Annotated in this window: 12 protein-coding genes and 1 riboswitch; of the genes, 6 read left to right on the top strand and 6 right to left on the bottom strand. The window is 46.5% G+C overall.

Annotation, left to right across the window (positions count from 1 at the left end):
* Positions 1–4: 4 nt before the first annotated feature.
* From ACR8BL_RS13185 to ACR8BL_RS13165, 5 genes are all read right to left on the bottom strand, one after another.
* Complete coding sequence (locus tag ACR8BL_RS13185; protein ID WP_434748094.1) at positions 5–1120, bottom strand: GerAB/ArcD/ProY family transporter; 1116 nt, start codon at positions 1118–1120, stop codon at positions 5–7.
* A 19-nt stretch (positions 1121–1139) separates the two neighbouring features.
* Positions 1140–1376 (bottom strand): hypothetical protein, encoded by a 237-nt coding sequence (locus tag ACR8BL_RS13180; RefSeq protein ID WP_434748093.1) that lies wholly within the window; start codon positions 1374–1376, stop codon positions 1140–1142.
* A 6-nt stretch (positions 1377–1382) separates the two neighbouring features.
* Complete coding sequence (locus ACR8BL_RS13175) at positions 1383–2582, bottom strand: Ger(x)C family spore germination protein (protein WP_434748092.1); 1200 nt, start codon at positions 2580–2582, stop codon at positions 1383–1385.
* Positions 2583–2604: 22 nt separating this feature from the next.
* Entirely contained in the window at positions 2605–4119 is a 1515-nt protein-coding gene (locus tag ACR8BL_RS13170; RefSeq protein ID WP_434748091.1) for a spore germination protein, read from the bottom strand.
* 174 nt (positions 4120–4293) lie between these two features.
* Positions 4294–4950, bottom strand: a complete 657-nt coding sequence (locus ACR8BL_RS13165) for a DedA family protein (protein WP_434748090.1) — start codon at positions 4948–4950, stop codon at positions 4294–4296.
* 247 nt (positions 4951–5197) lie between these two features.
* Here ACR8BL_RS13165 and ACR8BL_RS13160 point away from each other — a divergent pair, with 247 nt between their 5' ends.
* The 5 genes from ACR8BL_RS13160 (at position 5198) to guaA (ending at position 13928) form a co-directional block, all read left to right on the top strand.
* Complete coding sequence (locus ACR8BL_RS13160; RefSeq protein ID WP_434756350.1) at positions 5198–6502, top strand: polysaccharide deacetylase family protein; 1305 nt, start codon at positions 5198–5200, stop codon at positions 6500–6502.
* Between the two features lie 103 nt (positions 6503–6605).
* Positions 6606–7598 carry an AAA family ATPase gene (locus tag ACR8BL_RS13155; protein ID WP_434748088.1) on the top strand — a complete coding sequence of 331 codons (993 nt, stop codon included), beginning with the start codon at positions 6606–6608 and terminating at the stop codon, positions 7596–7598.
* Entirely contained in the window at positions 7595–9079 is a 1485-nt protein-coding gene (locus ACR8BL_RS13150; protein WP_434748087.1) for a DUF58 domain-containing protein, read from the top strand. Before ACR8BL_RS13155 ends, ACR8BL_RS13150 begins: the two co-directional genes overlap by 4 nt.
* A 1-nt stretch (position 9080) precedes the next feature.
* On the top strand, positions 9081–11669 hold the full coding sequence (locus tag ACR8BL_RS13145) for a DUF4129 domain-containing transglutaminase family protein (RefSeq protein WP_434748086.1): 2589 nt from the start codon (positions 9081–9083) through the stop codon (positions 11667–11669).
* 720 nt (positions 11670–12389) lie between these two features.
* The gene (guaA, locus tag ACR8BL_RS13140) at positions 12390–13928 is read left to right on the top strand and encodes a glutamine-hydrolyzing GMP synthase (protein WP_434748085.1); all 1539 of its coding nucleotides are present in this window, start codon (positions 12390–12392) and stop codon (positions 13926–13928) included.
* A gap of 188 nt (positions 13929–14116) precedes the next feature.
* On the opposite strand, the gene ACR8BL_RS13135 is transcribed toward guaA, so the two are convergent.
* Positions 14117–15199, bottom strand: a complete 1083-nt coding sequence (locus ACR8BL_RS13135) for a hypothetical protein (RefSeq protein ID WP_434748084.1) — start codon at positions 15197–15199, stop codon at positions 14117–14119.
* A gap of 472 nt (positions 15200–15671) precedes the next feature.
* A riboswitch (purine riboswitch) is annotated at positions 15672–15771 on the top strand.
* A 180-nt stretch (positions 15772–15951) separates the two neighbouring features.
* Here ACR8BL_RS13135 and ACR8BL_RS13130 point away from each other — a divergent pair.
* Positions 15952–17328, top strand: coding sequence for an NCS2 family permease (locus ACR8BL_RS13130; protein ID WP_434756349.1), 1377 nt, complete (start codon positions 15952–15954; stop codon positions 17326–17328).
* Positions 17329–17677 lie beyond the last annotated feature (349 nt).

Here is a 17677-nt window from a genome sequence, read left to right as displayed (position 1 = left end):
CCTTTTATGAATTTGTTTTACCTTTGATGGTTGTTAACCTGGATTTAATCAGATGAATGATCAACAGCAAGACAGGTAAGACCAGACTCACAGTAAAATCCCACTCCAACCAATAGGGAATGACCGTTGTGTTAAAAAAAACCATATTGGGTGTCACAAGATTAGATAGCGCATATACAATCAGTACGCATGGCAGAATGAGAAATTGGTAGCTCTGGAGACGAAAAAGCTCAGCGATACCAAGAACAAAGGCGTACAAATAAACGGTAGCTTTAAAATAGGTGGATATCAGCCAGGAAGAAGCCATCAGTACTTCAATACGCTGAAAAAAATTGGCGATATTGATTTTTTGTGATAATACAAATGAACCAAAGATCGTGTGCTGGGTAAGAAAAAGGCCCATAACCAGCATAGAAATAGTGACCAGGATGGCCATGAGCAAATTGGAAAATCCGGCAGATATCATAAGATCACGGGTACGATGAGCCTGTTGACTTGCATAGGGAAGGATCATCAGAATGGGAAGAGATTCACCCACCGGGTATATAAAACTGACCACAATCCCATGTGTAAGTTGGTTAATGGTGGTGTCTGTGAATGGTACAAGTTGGTTTAATTTTACCTGAGGTAGCAAAAACACTACTAAAATTAACATAAAAATAGTGATGATTGGAACAAGTATTTCACTGCTTCGCCCGATGTTTTCCAGTCCGTTATACAGAGCCCAACCGATGGGGATGACAAAAATAAGAAGTACAACCCGAATGGGCGTATATAAAAAAATTTGGCTGGTCATAAAGTCACCTACGATCCGCGATTGTGCTGCAGAGCTAAAAATAAAATACATCAGGTAAAACAGGGATAACACCGTGCCTGGCCAAAATCCAAGGATTTTACGAAAAACCCCAATCAAATTTTCATTGGGATACGTATCTGCAAGTTTGACGAACAGATACATCAAGCCCATGCCAAGAGGAACACCGATAAACGCATAGAGCCAGGCGTTTTGCCCTGAATAGGTTGCGATGACCGAAGGATAAACCATCATCATGTCACCTGCAATAATCAAAATGGTCAAGATACTTAATTGTCTGATGCCAAGCCGACCTTGCTCCAGCATGTTGTCAACTCCTCTTTGGCTAGCTCCCCGTAATATAAGCTAGTAATTGATTCACGGGTTTGTAAATCCAGATGATGATGTAGAGCGGGCTTGGAAACTCCCATAGATTGACCGCGACAACACCAAAAAAGGTGCCTGTCAGTAGTAAACAGGAATAGACAGTGACTTCTTTCCACTCCTTTTTTCTCCATAACTTAGGTAGATCGATCACCCCCATTAGGCCACCGATAATGACAACTGCAATCGATAACAGCAAATGTGATCACTCCTTGGCTTTTCTCATGAATGAATTGTCCAACGTTCCGATACGACGAATCTGTACGTTAGCTTCATATGTGATGTCTAAGTTTTGAAAATACTTATCCCAGTTCTTTTCTTCTTTTTTATAAATTTTCGGATATTTATGGTAGATGTCTTGTCCAAAACCGAAGATGTCCACTTTATATTTGCTGCGCACGAGACTTACAGTCTCTTTCATCAGTTCGACAACCCGATCCTGTGCCATTTCCTCTAATTTTTTGATGGCTTCCATCGAACCAATCTCCATATCACAATCGACGGAACCAATGACGGAGACCGTATTAACTTTCAAACTAATTTGGGGTTCACCCCGCACCATTTTGACTTTGTGATCGGTGGAGGTACGCAACGTTTTCAGGGTGACATAACCTCCTTCCGGACATTCGGTGGGGCCAATCGTTGATTTCACGTTATCGCGAATGTAGTTGTACCCTTTAGACTTATCCTGGTCAAGCCAGCCAATCAGCTTATCTTTCCGAAACACGCTAAGGCCGCTAAACTGGAGAGATGCCGGTGGTTTGATGCTCTCAACATTTTTGGTTTCTCCACTTCCCTCTTCATTCCCAACAAGCTCGACTCCAGTAATGACCGGGGACATACTGGGCGTAAGAATGTATTGCATCAGCTTGTCATTGGTCACGGTTGTTGTCGGAGCCCAGCTTTTGGCGGAAATATCAAGAGCGTTAAACAATTTTTCTGCCGGAATGTTTTCCAGCGGAGTGAGCACGTTCAAAATGTTGGAGGCCGTCGTTTTACGAGCTACCATCACATAATAGTCCGGACGTACGTCTGGTTCCCTTAATAGTGCTTCTATGACGTCATATATGCCATTTTTTCGCGCAAACTCTTCTCCGAATACCAATACCCGGATATGAGCCATAAAGATGGCGCGAGGGCTTGTCTCGGTAAGTTTTTGAATCGCTTCAAGCAGTGTACGGGCACTTGCTTGGTATTGGGTAACCGATGTAGCATTAGTTCCTTGGCCTTTGGCAACCTCACGAGGCACAACAACTTGTGCACTAACTTTAATCATGTCGCCGTCTCGATCTACACCCAGACCAAGCATAATTCCGAGTTGATTCAGTTCCTGACGATCCCAGCACCCGCTCAGCAACGGCAGTATAACGATGAGGGACAGCAAGGCGCGTAAACATTTCATCATAGCTTTTTTTCTCCTGCCTTCATTAACGCTTGGTTTTTTTACTTTTCTGTCGGGTTACGTTTGAAGTGCCAGATGATAACGGGCGGGTTTTCATATGTGACCAGGGAACACGGAACAGCGTATCTTTCAGGTCATTTTTAATGAAGGGTGCAAAAGGAGACATGTACGAGATACCAAAAGAGCGTAAACTGCAAAGATGGGTTAACGTAATGAGCAGAACGATCAGAATGCCATAGAACCCAAACGCCGCCGCCGCCATCATCAGAATAAAACGCAGAATTCGAACGGATATGGATAATCCGTTTTCTGGAATGACATAGCTGGAAATGGCCGTGATGGAAACGATAATAACCATAGCCGCAGAGACAACGCCTGCCTCGACCGCAGCTTGTCCGATAACAAGTGTGCCTACAATGGATACGGCCTGTCCGACCGTTCTCGGAATTCGAATCCCTGCTTCACGCAATATTTCGTAGGTCAATTCCATCAGAACGGCTTCAATGAAGGCTGGAAAAGGCACCCCTTCACGCTGTGCAGCCAGGCTGATCAACAGTGTGGTTGGAAGCATCTCCTGATGAAATGTCGAGATAGCAATATAAAAGGATGGAGCCAGCATGGCGATCAGAAACGATAAATATCGCAACATACGAACAAGGGAACTTATATCAGAACGTTGGTAATAATCTTCAGGTGATTGGAAAAAGTGCATGAATAATGCGGGCACAAGCAATACAAATGGTGTGCCGTCTATAATGATGGCTACTCGCCCTTCAAGCAGTGCGGCGCAGACCGTATCCGGACGTTCGCTATTGTAGACCGTCGGAAAGATTGTCGTGGTTTTGTCCTGAATCAGTTCCTCGATGTACCCGCTCTCCAGAATACTGTCGATATCAATTTCACTCAGCCGTCTGCGAAGCTCATCAACAACCTCTTCGTTGACTGTATGTTCGAGAAATACGACACCTACTCTGGTTTTGGTGACACGTCCAATCTCTCGCTCCTCAATCCAAAGCTGAGGGTCACGAATCCGCTTGCGAATCAGTGCCGTATTTGTACGCAAGTTTTCTGTAAAACCTTCCATTGGTCCTCGTACAACGGTCTGGGACACAGGCTCACCCACCGCACGGTCTTCCCAACCGGCAGCACCGATCTTGAGTCCTCGCGTAGATCCATCCAGCAGCAGGATGGCTTCACCGGCCAGCATCGCTTTCAACGCAGCATCCATATCATCGATGAACGTTACTTCACTGGCGGTGAGAACATCGTTCTGGAGATAACTTATATGTTCATCGTCCGCAGAGAAATCGGGCAAGTTGCGCACTTGCATCAAGGGTTGAAGGACGGCCTGGTTTACCACTTGAGTATCGACGAGTCCATCAATGTATAACAGCATCGAAGGCCATTTGTGCAGGCTTTGCAATGGACGAATCATCAAGTCATTACTATTCCCCATGATCTTTTTGCAATAGGCAATATTTACAGCCAGATCCGGATGAATGGCATGCGTTTCATGTGCAATTTGTGTATCTGTAGCCATCCATTGTTCCCCCTCACACATCCTTTATTTGCAAGTAGTATGACCGGGAGTGTTTCAGTTTATGAAAAAAATATGAATGAAAGGGTATTCGGTCTTCATATGCCAATAAAATCAAACAAAAAAAGCCGTATATATACGGCTTCTCTACTATTAAAGGTTGAATGGACTTGAAAACTAGTCCGCATTTTGTTTTTGACGCTGGCGAGCAGGGAGGGGTTTGCGACGGGAACGAGCGAACAAAGCTTTGCGGTAACGATAGACGATGCCAGCGATCACCAATAATACAACCGTGGCAAGAATGTATGCCGTATATTGATGGGCCAGTGTGAATACGGCACTCCAGCCAGGGCCAAACAACTTACCGATCCCAAGGAATAGCACGACCCAGAACAAAGCTCCAGAATAAGCGTACAGAGCAAACTTGCGAAACGGAATGGCGGCAATGCCGGAGAAGTATCCTGTGAAATGGCGAACACCTGGGATGAAATATCCGATAAATATCAGGCCGTAACCATATCTGGCAAACCATTTTTGTGTTTTGTCCAGCTTGTCCGGTTTGAGTAAAAACCATTTTCCATATTTAGTAATAAAAGGTAGTCCAGCTTTGGCTCCGATGAAATATGTAATGGTCATGCCAATCGTTGTACCCAGAAACGCCAGAATGATGAGTATACCGAAATCAAGCTGACCTCTGTAGGACAAGTAGCCGGCATAAGCCATCGTCGTTTCGCCTGGGAAGGGAAGCGCAATAAATTCCAGAAGCAAGCCGAAAAATAATACACTATATCCGTAAGACCCGAATAGCTCCTGGACCTTCTGAAGTAATTCCAATAGGTTCACACTCCTGGTGATTTCATATGAATCAGGGCTTTAAGTGCTGTTTGCCCGTACTTGTTTGTTATTTTCCTAATGCTACCGAATTGTAGATCAAGAATCAAATGCTATATCAAGCTCGATCAAAAATGTTGCAAAATAATAGAGGAATGACGTCTTTTTTGCGATCTGTCTCCATATAATTCTAACAAATCTGCTGAAGTCTATCAGCAAATTCAATAGAGTGCTGGAGGTTGATTCACAAATGGCGCAGGGATCACACGAAATGATGCAACGAAATGGGCGGCTTGCGGGGCAGCAAACTTTATCTCATTCCTGTGGGACAATACGGTTTTGGCAGCGTCTGTTGCTATGGTTTTCGCTCGCCGTGTTGCTGCTTACAGGTCTACTTGGAGCAAGTGTTCCGTCTGCTGCAGCGTCGGCACAAAGCAAAAAAACAGACAAAGTTGTCTACTTGAGTTTTGACGATGGGCCCGGCAAACATACACCGGAAGTATTGGAGATTTTACGTGGTGCGAAGGTTAAGGCTACTTTTTTTGTACTGGGAGAACATGCGGAACGCAGGCCTGGATTGATCAAGCGGATGACCAGTGAAGGTCATGCCATCGGCAATCATACATATAACCATGAATATAAAGAGCTATACCGGGATTTCCAAACGTTCTGGCAGCAGATTAAACGCACGGAAGAGATCATTAACAACATTGTGGGTATCCGTCCTGTACTGGTCAGAGCACCTGGTGGAACGTACGGACATTTCGACCACACTTATTTTGACCTGTTGAAAAAGGCAGGATACGCTGTCATGGACTGGAACGTAGATAGCGGTGATTCCAAGCGAAAAAATGTACCCGCTAGCGAAATTGTTGCTCATGCTACAGATGTCCCTGCGGGCACATCCTCAGCCGTCGTGCTGATGCATGATGGAGGTGCACATGCGGAGACAGTGAAAGCACTGCCCGATATCATTCAATACTATAAACAGGAAGGGTATCGGTTTGCAGTGATGCAGGCATCCGATAAACCTGTGCAATTCCAGGTCAAACCTGCGGCTAAATATAAAACTCGCCAGTCTCCGGCCCCGAAATGGATTGCCCGACATATAGACACAAACGCAGAGCAATGGATGGCGACCAAACCACTCAAGATTGAATTGGGATACATGACGGTTGAGCTCCATTCGAACGAATATCAGTTCAAAGATCAGACATTGCTGGTTCCGCTACGCAGTTATATGAACAAGCTGGGAGGCAGTATAAGCTGGGATCAGGCTTCAGGTACGGCCACCACCTGGTGGAAAGACAGGATTGTCAAGATCAACCCGGGCGTAGGTACATTAACGTCCAAACGATTACATGATCAGGAGGGGAGAACGCTGCAAGCGACTATAGAGAGCCGTGAGGGAACAATTTGGGTGTCTGTGGGCGATTTGATGCAGCAACTCGGAGCAAAACAATATACGGTTCAATCCAGGGACAGTGAGTGGGTACTTACCGTAGAACCGCCGTGGACGTCTATGGAGCATGGACATTTTTATAGCATGATTTGAAAGAAACGGTGGATCATCTGACTATTCTCTCTACTTCCGGGCAACAATGAATCATAGATTACGATAATCAGGATTCATAGGTAAGGAAGGAGAGTGTAGTCCATTGACCAGAGTAAGAATAGAGCATGATCATGCTACCGAACTGTTGAAAAGACTTAACCATCGAATTGCCGACGTGATCATCGGCAAGAAACAGGAAATTCAATATATTATTGCAGCTATGCTCAGTGAAGGACATATTCTGCTGGAGGATGTACCCGGTACGGGGAAAACGATACTGATCCGTACGGTAGCTTCTTCGTTAAACTGTGCGATGGGACGCATTCAGTGCACGCCGGATGTGATGCCAGCTGACGTGACTGGCGTATCGATCTATCATGCCGCTACAGGAGAGTTCAACTTCAGGCCGGGGCCGCTGATGAACAATATTGTACTTGCAGACGAAATCAACCGGGCTTCTCCCCGGACACAGTCTTCGTTACTGGAAGCGATGGAAGAGCGCAGTGTTACCGTAGATGGCACAACCCACACGTTGCCCAAACCTTTTCTACTGCTTGCGACACAGAACCCGTTGCAATTTGAAGGCACCTACCGTTTGCCGGAAGCGCAGTTGGATCGCTTCATGATGCGGATTACACTGGGGTATCCCGAACCGGAGCAGGAAGTAGAGTTGCTTTCCCGTGAGCGTAGCCAGGATCTGCTGGAGCACATGCGTCCCATTATGCTGGCTGAGGAAGTTGTCGCCATGCAGCGAGAAGTAAGACAGGTGCATGTGGATGCTGTGATCAAGCAATACCTTGTGGCTGTCGCTGTGGCTACGAGAACGCATGATGCCGTAAGGCTGGGCATCAGTCCCCGGGGAACGCTGGCCTGGATGACAGCCGTGCAGGCATATGCCTATTTGCAAGGGCGCAGTTATGTTGTGCCAGATGACGTGCAATCACTCGCCGTTCCTGTGCTCTCCCACCGAATTCAGCTGAAATTGATGAACAGAATAGACGGAAGTGCAATGCAAGAGCAGGTGATCCGTGAAGTGCTGTCATCCGTACCTGTACCTGTGCAGATGAGTGGTCAGGGAAGGGGACGGCGGGCATGAGAGGGTTGCGCGGGAGCATAGCTCAAGTGTTGATGGCTGTTCTTCTGAGTTGCTTCTATTTCTGGCATGGCGGAAAATCGGCATTGTTCTTGGCGGTTGTATCCGTGCTAATCGTGATACATGGAATACTTCTGCGTGTGTTTGGTCCCTCTCAAATTCATATAAACAGGCATATACGGCAAGGTCAGATTGAGGCAGGAGAACACATCCGTGTGCGGGTAGAATTACAGATGCAATGTCCGCTTCCGCTATTGTGGTTTGTGGTATGTGACAACACCCCCGGTGGTGTGCATCGCAAATTGCTTTTTCCAGGATTGAAGAGACGATGGTCTTATCAATATGAGATAACAGGTCTTGCTCGAGGAGTGTATGTGTGGGAGGAAGGGCGAGTATACTGGGGTGACGTTTTTGGGTGGAATAGAGCCTGCACGATCATTCAAGGTGAGGAGCCGGTTGTTGTTGTGCCTGCTACTACCGGAAAAGCCGTGACATCGATCCGGCCAGAAGCGTGGACAAATCATGGCGAAGGCGCGGGGGTACAGCATCAGTTGCAGGGTGCTCCTGGCATAGAAATCCGTGAATACCGGCAGGGGGATTCGTTTAACCGGATTCATTGGAAAAGTACAGCCCGAACCGGGAAGCTGCACACCCTGATTCCTGAAATGCAGCAACATTCCTCACTGGCGATTATGGTATACGAAGAACATTCAGGATATGCGAGTAATGGTGCTGATAATCGGGCTCAGGAAGAGTTCGAACGCGCAGTGCATGGTGCGGCTATCTGGGTTCGTGAGGCAGCAGGTGCACAAATGCCTTGTCAGCTTTGGTTGAGCGGAGATGGGCTGGCAAGTAAAACGGACATGCCTTTTGATGAAGTGTTATGGAATGAAGTGCGGACGAAACGCAGGGATGATGTTGGTGAAAGCCAGAGAAGTCAGGGTAACCCTGAAGAAGGTCTAGCTTATGCATTGAAACGGCTGGCCTATGCTCGATTACATCAAGAGCGGGTATCAGATGGAGAGTTGCTGGATGTGGGCAGACTGGAGCATCTCCCTTATGGATCAAGTATATTGGTCTTCACCGGGCAGCTGGATGAGCGTTTGGTTGTATGGCTCGAATACGCGTCTGTACTTGGGTTCCAGGCCATCGTACACCTGACGGAGACTGTTGTAACAGTAGATGGGAAGGCCGGAAATGGAGGATATTTGTCCTCCCAATCGCGGAAGGATGATCAGGTTCGAGGGAAGAAAGATGATTATCTGGAAGACAACATGAACGTTCTGCTGAAGGGTGTGACGAGCAGAAAAGGAAGTGCTGGATCTTCGGCTGGATCGCGTTCGTCAGCGGTGCAGGCCAATCGTTCGCAAGAGTGGACTGAACGTCTTGTATCCAAAGGGGTACAGGTTGTCAGTCAGGAGTACGTTGCAAGCGTTGGAGCTATGTCTGGCGGAAAGGCGGGGATTGTTGATGTGGGGGCATAAAATGAAACGGCAGCCCGAATCTGCAGTCTACGTTGGACAGGTGGCGAAGGTACAGAGTTCAGAAGTGAAGCTTGCATTATCTCAGCCCGGGAGTTTACCTCCTCCTGCGCTATATCTATGGCTTATCACAGCGGGGCTGCTCGTATTGTGCATGGAATGGATATTTCCTGTGACTTCGGATGGTCAAGTAGGCAGTGAACGATTTACCGCTGTTATGGCAGGCTATTCAGCTGTTCTTCTATCTACTGGTTTGCTGCGTACCAGCTTGGTTACAGGCATTGTGCTACGTATCCCTATGGTCTATGCTGCGTTATGTGTGATGTATGGGGCCAGTCATCCAATTGAATGGGGCATATCCTATCCTGGCATGCTCAATGCAGATCTGGGAGAATGGATTGACAAAGGGCGTTTTCGTGTGATGAGCAGGGAAACGAGAGGTCTGTTCATGCTATGCGGTTGGAGCATGCTGCTGGCTTCGGTGCAATATCTGGTGTTGCTTCGCCGCAGTATCTCTCTGTTTGGTACAGGAACATTAGTATATCTGATTTTGCTGGAGAGTCTGGTGGGATATGATGCTTATGGCTCCGTGGTGCGTTCGGTATGCTGGCTGCTGTGCATTCAGGGCATGCTGCATCTTCTTCGCCTTTCAGAAGGAACAGGTCATGAGAGGAACGAGCAGGATCAAGGGAGGACACATTATGAAGGTGCAAATCGAAGTATAATTCAGGGGAAGAACCAAAGTGTAGATCAAAGTATTATTCATGGCACAGACCAAGGTGCAAATCCAGGTATAAACCAAGGTGTAGATTCAGGGACAAACCAAAAGGCGACACGACGCGAGAAGAGTAGCTCTCCTCGGATACGGAGTAAGGTCTATCTATTTTGGATCACTGCATCTGTGAGCACAGCGGTCTGTATAGTGTTGATATCTACACTTCCTGCCCGGTTGAGTTCTGTGTCACCTGCCGGACAAATTTCTGTTATGGATACGGTCGAACGATTGGCTAAATGGGCAGGATATACGCCGTCAGGAAGTATGCCAGCTTCCCTGAGTGTGACGGGATACAGTACGGTTGATGCGCCTATGGGAGCACCCCTGGTGCAGGGGAATGAACCTGTGTTCACGGCAAACACACCTGTCTCCACGTATTGGCGCGGGGAAACCCGTTCTTATTACAACGGTAGTGCCTGGAGTGATACGGAACAGCGCTTCCGTTATGCGAATCCATCTGATTTGTTGCGTTCCGATGGATGGGAAGATCACCCCTACTGGCAGCGCGTCCGTCAGATCATTACGATGGAGCGGGAGTGGAGAGGGCCTAACCCTCTGTTTACCGGGGGGCTTCCAGTGAGTTTGTCTTTTCAGGACGGAAATACGATGAATAACAAAAATGAAAAGCGGTTGCTGTCCAGTGAAGATACGGGCACATTATGGCTTGCAGGGGGAAGGGACAAGAACGATCTTGTCCGGAATTATACCGTAGATGTGATGGTGCCGAATGTAACACCAGAGCAGCTTAGACAGAGTGTGAGCATCGATGGGAAGAATGTTAGTAGTGAGGGTGGCAGGAAGAACTTTGGTGTGGGTGGTCAGAAGCATACTGGCGGGGGAAATCCGGCGGATCCGGCCTCCATTCGCAGAAAGGATTTACAGCTTCCAGATACACTGCCCCAACGGGTAAGAGATCTTGCTGCCGATATTATTGATCCCAGTGCAACGCGGTACGATGCTGTACAGGCCGTTCGCGCTTATCTGAAAGCAAACGCTCGTTACTCGCTGGATACCCGGATGCCCTCGCCCGGTACAGATTTTGTGGATGATTTTCTATTTGTGACCCGGGCGGGGTATTGTAATCATTTTTCCACCGCGATGGTTGTTCTGCTGCGTGCCGAGGGTATATCGGCACGCTGGGTAAAAGGTTACGCCCCAGGACAGGCAGACTCGCAAGTCCCAGGGCGTGTTGTTGTCACCCAGGGCGATGCTCATTCCTGGGTGGAGGTCTATTTTCCCGGCGTGGGCTGGATGCCGTTTGAGGCTACGCCGGGGTTTGGTTCGGCGCAGGCTGCAGATGCCAGCGCCGCTGGGGTCGCCGCGGCGGAGCCTGGCGAAGGAGCACCGCTGCCGGATGGGGGCAGCGGGCTGGCTCGTGCAGGCGCGTGGCTGGCCGCGCACGCCCGTGCTCTTGTCGCGGCGCCGTGGCCGGCCGCGACGGCACTTGCGGCAGCGGCGCTGCTCTGCGCCGCTGCATGGGCCTGCGCGCTGCGGCTTCGCCCCGCGCTGCGGCTTGGGCTGCTGCTGGCGTGGCCGCGCAGCAGCTTCCCGGACCGCGAGCGGCTGCTGCAGGCTGCCGCTCCGGTCTGGCGCGCGCTTGCGCGCCGGTACGGCCCGCGGCCGCCGGGCATGACGCTGCGGGAATACGCAGCGTCACCCGCCGTGGCCGCAGGCACGGACGGCGCGGACATCGCGCGCTTTGCAGCCGACTGGGAGCGGCTGCTGTACGGGCCAGACCGTCCGCTGCGCGCGGACAGTCTCGACTTCCTGCGCCGGGCGCTTCGCCTGGCCCGACGATCCCCAGGGCGCCAGCGCTAATTCCTGACCAGTCTCGTTTGCCCAAGGGTGAACGAGACTTTTTAATTTACACCACTACACTCTATCGAGGTACAACGGAGCAACTGCGAATGAACTTGGTTGGAGGTAAATAGCAAGAGTACGATATTTCGATTTCCAAACTTTGTGGGGCCCGAATTAGACTTCACCATTTCTAACGATCACCAGCGACGCTATTTAGTCCTTTTTTGACATTTTAAAATTCTAACGATCACCAGAAACCTTATTTACTTGAAATGCCGCGATTTTCGCTGAATTTTGGGAGTTTTAGTTCAAATAGCGCTTCTGAGGATCGTTAGATTTTCAAACACCGCTTAGCGTGCGAAATAAGGTCCGGTTTGATCGTTAGCGTGTTGAGATGTTTTTGGTGCTGCCTCTTGGCATATTTGCTTTGCAACTTTAATACCGAATCACCACTCTCGCTTATACTGATGACTTTACCATGGCTTGTTATATGTCCATATGGCGGATGAGATCCGTTCTTTTATCCAATTATAAGAGTACACATGAGGGTGGAGCATACGTGCTTGCTATATTGAACAAAATTTCATCCTGTAGATTCGCCTTTAGGGAATAGCATCGACTGTCGCTTTATGTCACATCTTCCCGTTACTTGCCTGAAAAATGGAGTTTCGTCTTTCCTTGACGGTAGGTTTTGTCGTTGCGTATAATTAGTTTCATTGAATTGAGGGAGGCACGGTAATGAATAAGCAGAATGAAATTGTGGTTGTCCTTGACTTCGGGGGCCAATACAACCAGTTAATCGCCAGAAGAATCCGGGATCTTGGCGTATACAGCGAGCTTTTGCCGTATAACACACCAGCGGAGAAAATTGCTGAAATTGCGCCAAAAGGTATCGTATTCTCGGGTGGGCCTTCCAGCGTATATGCTGAGAATGCACCGCACGTAGATCCGGGTGTCTATGATCTTGGACTTCCAATCTTCGGAATCTGTTATGGCATGCAGCTGATGGCTCAACAGCTTGAAGGTAAAGTCGAACGTTCCGAGAAGCGTGAGTACGGTAAAGCAGATCTGGAGTTTGCTGCAGGTGCAGCACTGGCTCAAGGTATCGAAGGTGAACATACAGTATGGATGAGTCACGGTGACCATGTTGTTACATTGCCTCCGGGCTTCAAACTGGATGCAGGCACGGAAAGTGCGCCAATCGCTGCAATGAGCAACGACGAGCGCAAATTTTATGCAGTTCAGTTCCACCCGGAAGTACGTCACTCCGTTCGTGGTAACGACATGATTCGCAACTTCCTGTTCGAAATCTGCGGCTGCGAAGGCAACTGGACGATGGAAACATTCATCGATGACACGATTAGAGATATTCGTGAAAAAGTGGGCGACGGCAAAGTGCTGTGTGCACTCAGCGGTGGCGTGGATTCTTCTGTTGTAGCAGCTTTGCTGCACAAAGCGATTGGCGATCAACTGACGTGTATGTTTATCGACCACGGTCTGTTGCGTAAAGGTGAAGCAGAGAGTGTAATGGAGACGTTTGTTGGCAAATTCGATATGAAGGTTGTCAAAATAGATGCACAAGAACGTTTCATGTCCAAGCTCGCTGGTGTGGATGATCCCGAGCAAAAGCGTAAAATTATCGGTAACGAGTTTATTTACGTATTTGATGAAGAGTCCAAGCAATTTGATGATTTCGCATTTTTGGCACAAGGTACACTTTACACAGACATCGTAGAGAGTGGTACAGCTACAGCGCAAACAATCAAATCCCACCACAACGTGGGTGGTCTGCCGGAAGACATGAACTTCAAGCTGATCGAACCGTTGAACACACTGTTCAAGGATGAAGTGCGTAAAGTAGGTACAGAATGTGGTCTGCCGGACGAAATCGTACACCGTCAGCCTTTCCCTGGTCCGGGTCTTGCGATCCGTGTGCTGGGTGAAGTGACGGAAGAGAAGCTGCAAATCGTTCGTGACTCCGACTACATCCTGCGTGAAGAAATCGCCAAAGCCGGTCTTGACCGCGAAATCTGGCAATACTTCACTGCCCTGCCTAACATGAAGAGTGTTGGCGTTATGGGTGACGCACGTACGTATTCCTACACGGTAGGTATCCGTGCTGTAACATCCATCGATGGCATGACTGCAGACTGGGCACGTATCCCTTGGGATGTGCTGGAGAAAATCTCCGTACGGATTGTTAACGAAGTAGATAACGTAAACCGTATCGTTTATGACGTAACGTCCAAACCACCTGCAACAATCGAGTGGGAATAAACCATGAATGGGATTGCTCCCAAAATTCATTGTGATTTTTTAGCCCCCACTGAAGTTCCATCGTAAAGTAAAATGGAAACCTCCAGCCCCGCTTATATCGCGGTTTTGGAGGTTTTTTTATTCTGATTTTGATACTGGCTCATCAGAATGAACTCTTTTGGAACAGCCCTGTTTTGCATATAAATTTTTTATTTGTTGAGAAGTTTTCTTTTAAGCGTACCCCAAAAGGTTTCATTTTTAATCTTATCTATACTATTTTTAAGCGAGTTGTTTTCTGTCTTTAAATCATGAATTTCTTGCTTTTTTTGTTCTGATTCTACTTTCAATTTTCTAACTAACTGTTTATTTATTTTGTAATCTAATAGTAAGGCTTGATTATTGGAGATATCTTCTTCAAGATGAATAGCTGTTCTTTTAAGTTCATCATTTCTTTTTGCTGATTGGATTTTATCTTCTTCGAGTTTCTTAATTTCAACATTTAGCTCATCTTTTTTCTTTTGGTACTTAGCAATTTCGGTTTCAAATTGTGACAACAATATATAACTCTCCTTGTTCTCGTATTCTGGTTTTGACTTAGCTATAAATTTTCCTAATAATATGAATTTATTGTAGTTTTCATATCTTTTTTTAAGATGATCTATTTTATTTTGTCTTTTTTGTTCATTTTCAAAAAATTCATTTGTTTCGGGAATTTCATCTTGTATAGCTTTAGGTATTGATGCCTCAAATGTTGCTATATTTTGGTTTTGCAAAATATTCCTTTTCTTTGGCTCGACTGCATGACTTACTTTTACTTCAATAGCTAATTTGGAATTCCATAAATATTTGTAAGAATGCGGATCTGTGTAGTCGATGTCCAAGAATACATCAATGAATATTCCACTTTTATTATCGACCTTTATATAATGTTCTATCTGAGCGGATTTTATGGTTACTTGAACTTCTCTTTTATTCTCATCTTTAATAATAAATTTGTTTAACTGCAAGAACATCATTTGATATAGTAAATGGGCATTTGTCATGTTTTTTGAATAAAGAATCTGTTTTTTATTTTCATTATTAAAATAGCGAAAATGTGATTCTCTGGCAACTTTCTGATCACCAGGGCTGGAGGAAACGGGTAGCATTCCACTGTTCTCATAATCGAAAAAAACAGGATTATCTTTATTGATTTCAATTTTCCCTTGATTTCTTAGTCGAAGAGCTTCAGAAACATGTACTTGTCTATTTTCAAGTGAAAAATAGGCAAACTTTTTTGTTTGCGCTTTCAAGATATAACCTCCATTCTATGTATTTATTTCTAAACTAACACTTTAGTGACCATTATACAATTTGAGTACATTGACAGATCACCTTGAATGAATAGCTAGGGTTACGTATAGATCCGAGTGCATTAAATAAGAAACAACGTGCCACCTGAGACTATGGGTACATAAGAGTGCTGTGTTACTGCAAACAAAAATAATTTGGCTAACCTGAAAAATCAGTTGCTGCCTCCATTGTATATTTACACCTAATGAATAAATGGCTTTTTTATTGTCTGCCATGTGTATGTTTAGTTTGAAAATATGGACATATCCAGCTTTGAATCCGTTATCAATCGTATATACATCTGGGTTGTAAATTGCTAAAATGGTTTGATTTGTTAAATAATACGAACGTTATTTAAGGTGGGTGGTATAATCATTCGTTTTTATCGTTGACAAAATAGATGCCCCCTCCTAAAATGGGTGATGGGAAACAAACAAAAAGCGCATACTAATTCGTATAATCCTGGGGATTGGCCCGGGAGTCTCTACGAGATCACCCTAATGATCTGGCTACGAAGAGGAGCAGGCTAAGCACATGAATTCTACATGACTGCGGTGGGACATCACCCGCGCACATTAGAATTTTTTTTGTTCTTGGTCAACGGGCTGTGTGCCTGCTTCTGGTCAAGCTGAACTCTGGGGAATTTACTTCTCAGGGTACTTTGTCGTTTTTCAATATAGCTTCAACATCTCTAAGGAGGAGTTAGTGAATTATGGATCGTTTCTTTAAACTCAAAGAAAACGGAACAAATGTTAGAACGGAGATTGTTGCGGGTCTCACCACCTTTATGACAATGGCGTACATTCTTTTTGTAAACACATTGTTCTTGGGTCAAAATGGGGCAGGAATGTCCGATAACGCAGTATTTTTTGCGACAGCCGTTGGTGCTGGGTTAATGACAATTATTATGGGGTTGTTCGTAAACGTTCCGATCGCGCTCGCTCCGGGTATGGGATTGAATGCATACTTTATGACCGTAGTTCTGAGTTCGAATGGTGCGATTAGCTGGCAGGCGGCACTCGGTGCTGTATTCCTCTCGGGTATCGTATTCATTATTCTGACAGTGACCCGCGTTCGGCAAATGTTGCTCGTTGCGGTTCCACAATCCATTAAAATGGCAATTACCGTAGGTATTGGTTTATTCATTACAATTATCGGTTTCAAACTAGCCAATCTGGTAGCAGTAACCGTGAATGTTGCACCGGATGCAGATTTGAGCCAGCCGATTCCAGGCAGTAGCTTTAACTTGTCTCTGGGGAACTTTGTAACTCACCATGATGCATTGCTTGCTTTGATTGGTCTGCTGCTGATCGCAGTCCTTATGGTGATGCGTGTAAAAGGTGCTTTGCTGATTGGTATCGTTGCGACAACGTTGATCGGTATTCCGATGGGCGTAACCAATCTGAGCGGACTGTCCAGTGCGAGCTGGTTGCCTAACTTCAGTGATCTTGCTGTTGGACAACTCGATCTGAAAGGCGCTATAAGCCTGGGATTGTTTGAAATCATCTTTATTTTCACATTCGTTGAACTGTTTGATACCTTTGGTACGATGGTTGGGACGGCGACGCGTATGGGCATTATGAAGGATAAAGCCAAAGGTGAGAAAACGATTGGTAAAGCAATGCTCGTCGATGCAGTTGGTGTCAGCGCAGGTGCGGCACTGGGTACAAGTACGATTACGGCTTACGTTGAGAGTGCTTCAGGTGTTGAAGCTGGCGGACGTACAGGTTTGACCTCAGTAACGACAGGTCTTTTGTTCATTCTGGCTTTGTTTATCGCACCACTTGCTTTGGTTGTTCCATCTGCTGCAACAGCTCCAGCACTTATTATTGTAGGGGTACTGATGATGAGCCAAGTTCGCAGCATTGAGTGGGATGACTTCCTGCAAGCTTTCCCAGCTTTCCTTACCATTGTACTGATGCCATTTACAGGCGGGATTGCAAACGGTATTTCTGCCGGGATCGTATCCTACGTCATTTTGGCTGTGTTCAGCAATCTCGTTACTGAACGTAAAGTGAAAGTACACTGGCTGATGTGGGTGCTCGCGATTATCGTTGTATGCCGTTACGTATTCATCGGCGGAGAGTAAGTATTATTTTGTATATGAAGAAAGCGGGGCTTCGATAGCACATCGAGCTCCGCTTTTTTATTTTTCCTTCTATATATGTGTTATTATTTGATGATTTTTGAACTGCTCCAGCGTTTTAATGAAAATATGATTCGGACTATCTTGTCTATGGCAGTGGACGATAAGGTATTTGAAGTGATCCACTCGACATTTGTATGCTCTGTTGCCGAAGTGCTTATAACGTAATGCATTAATGGGCTGAGAGGTATAAAAGGTCGGGTATTTTGATGTGAGTGGCTCGGAAGGGGGAGATGGGGAGGTGATCTGATCTGGTCTCATCGTAACCTTTGACGTGCATTAGCTAGAAGTT

The organism is Paenibacillus amylolyticus (assembly GCF_051136285.1).
In the GTDB taxonomy this organism is placed as follows: domain Bacteria; phylum Bacillota; class Bacilli; order Paenibacillales; family Paenibacillaceae; genus Paenibacillus; species Paenibacillus amylolyticus_F.
The sequence above is the reverse complement of the archived record's forward strand: the minus strand, read 5'-3'. Positions and strand labels throughout refer to the sequence as shown.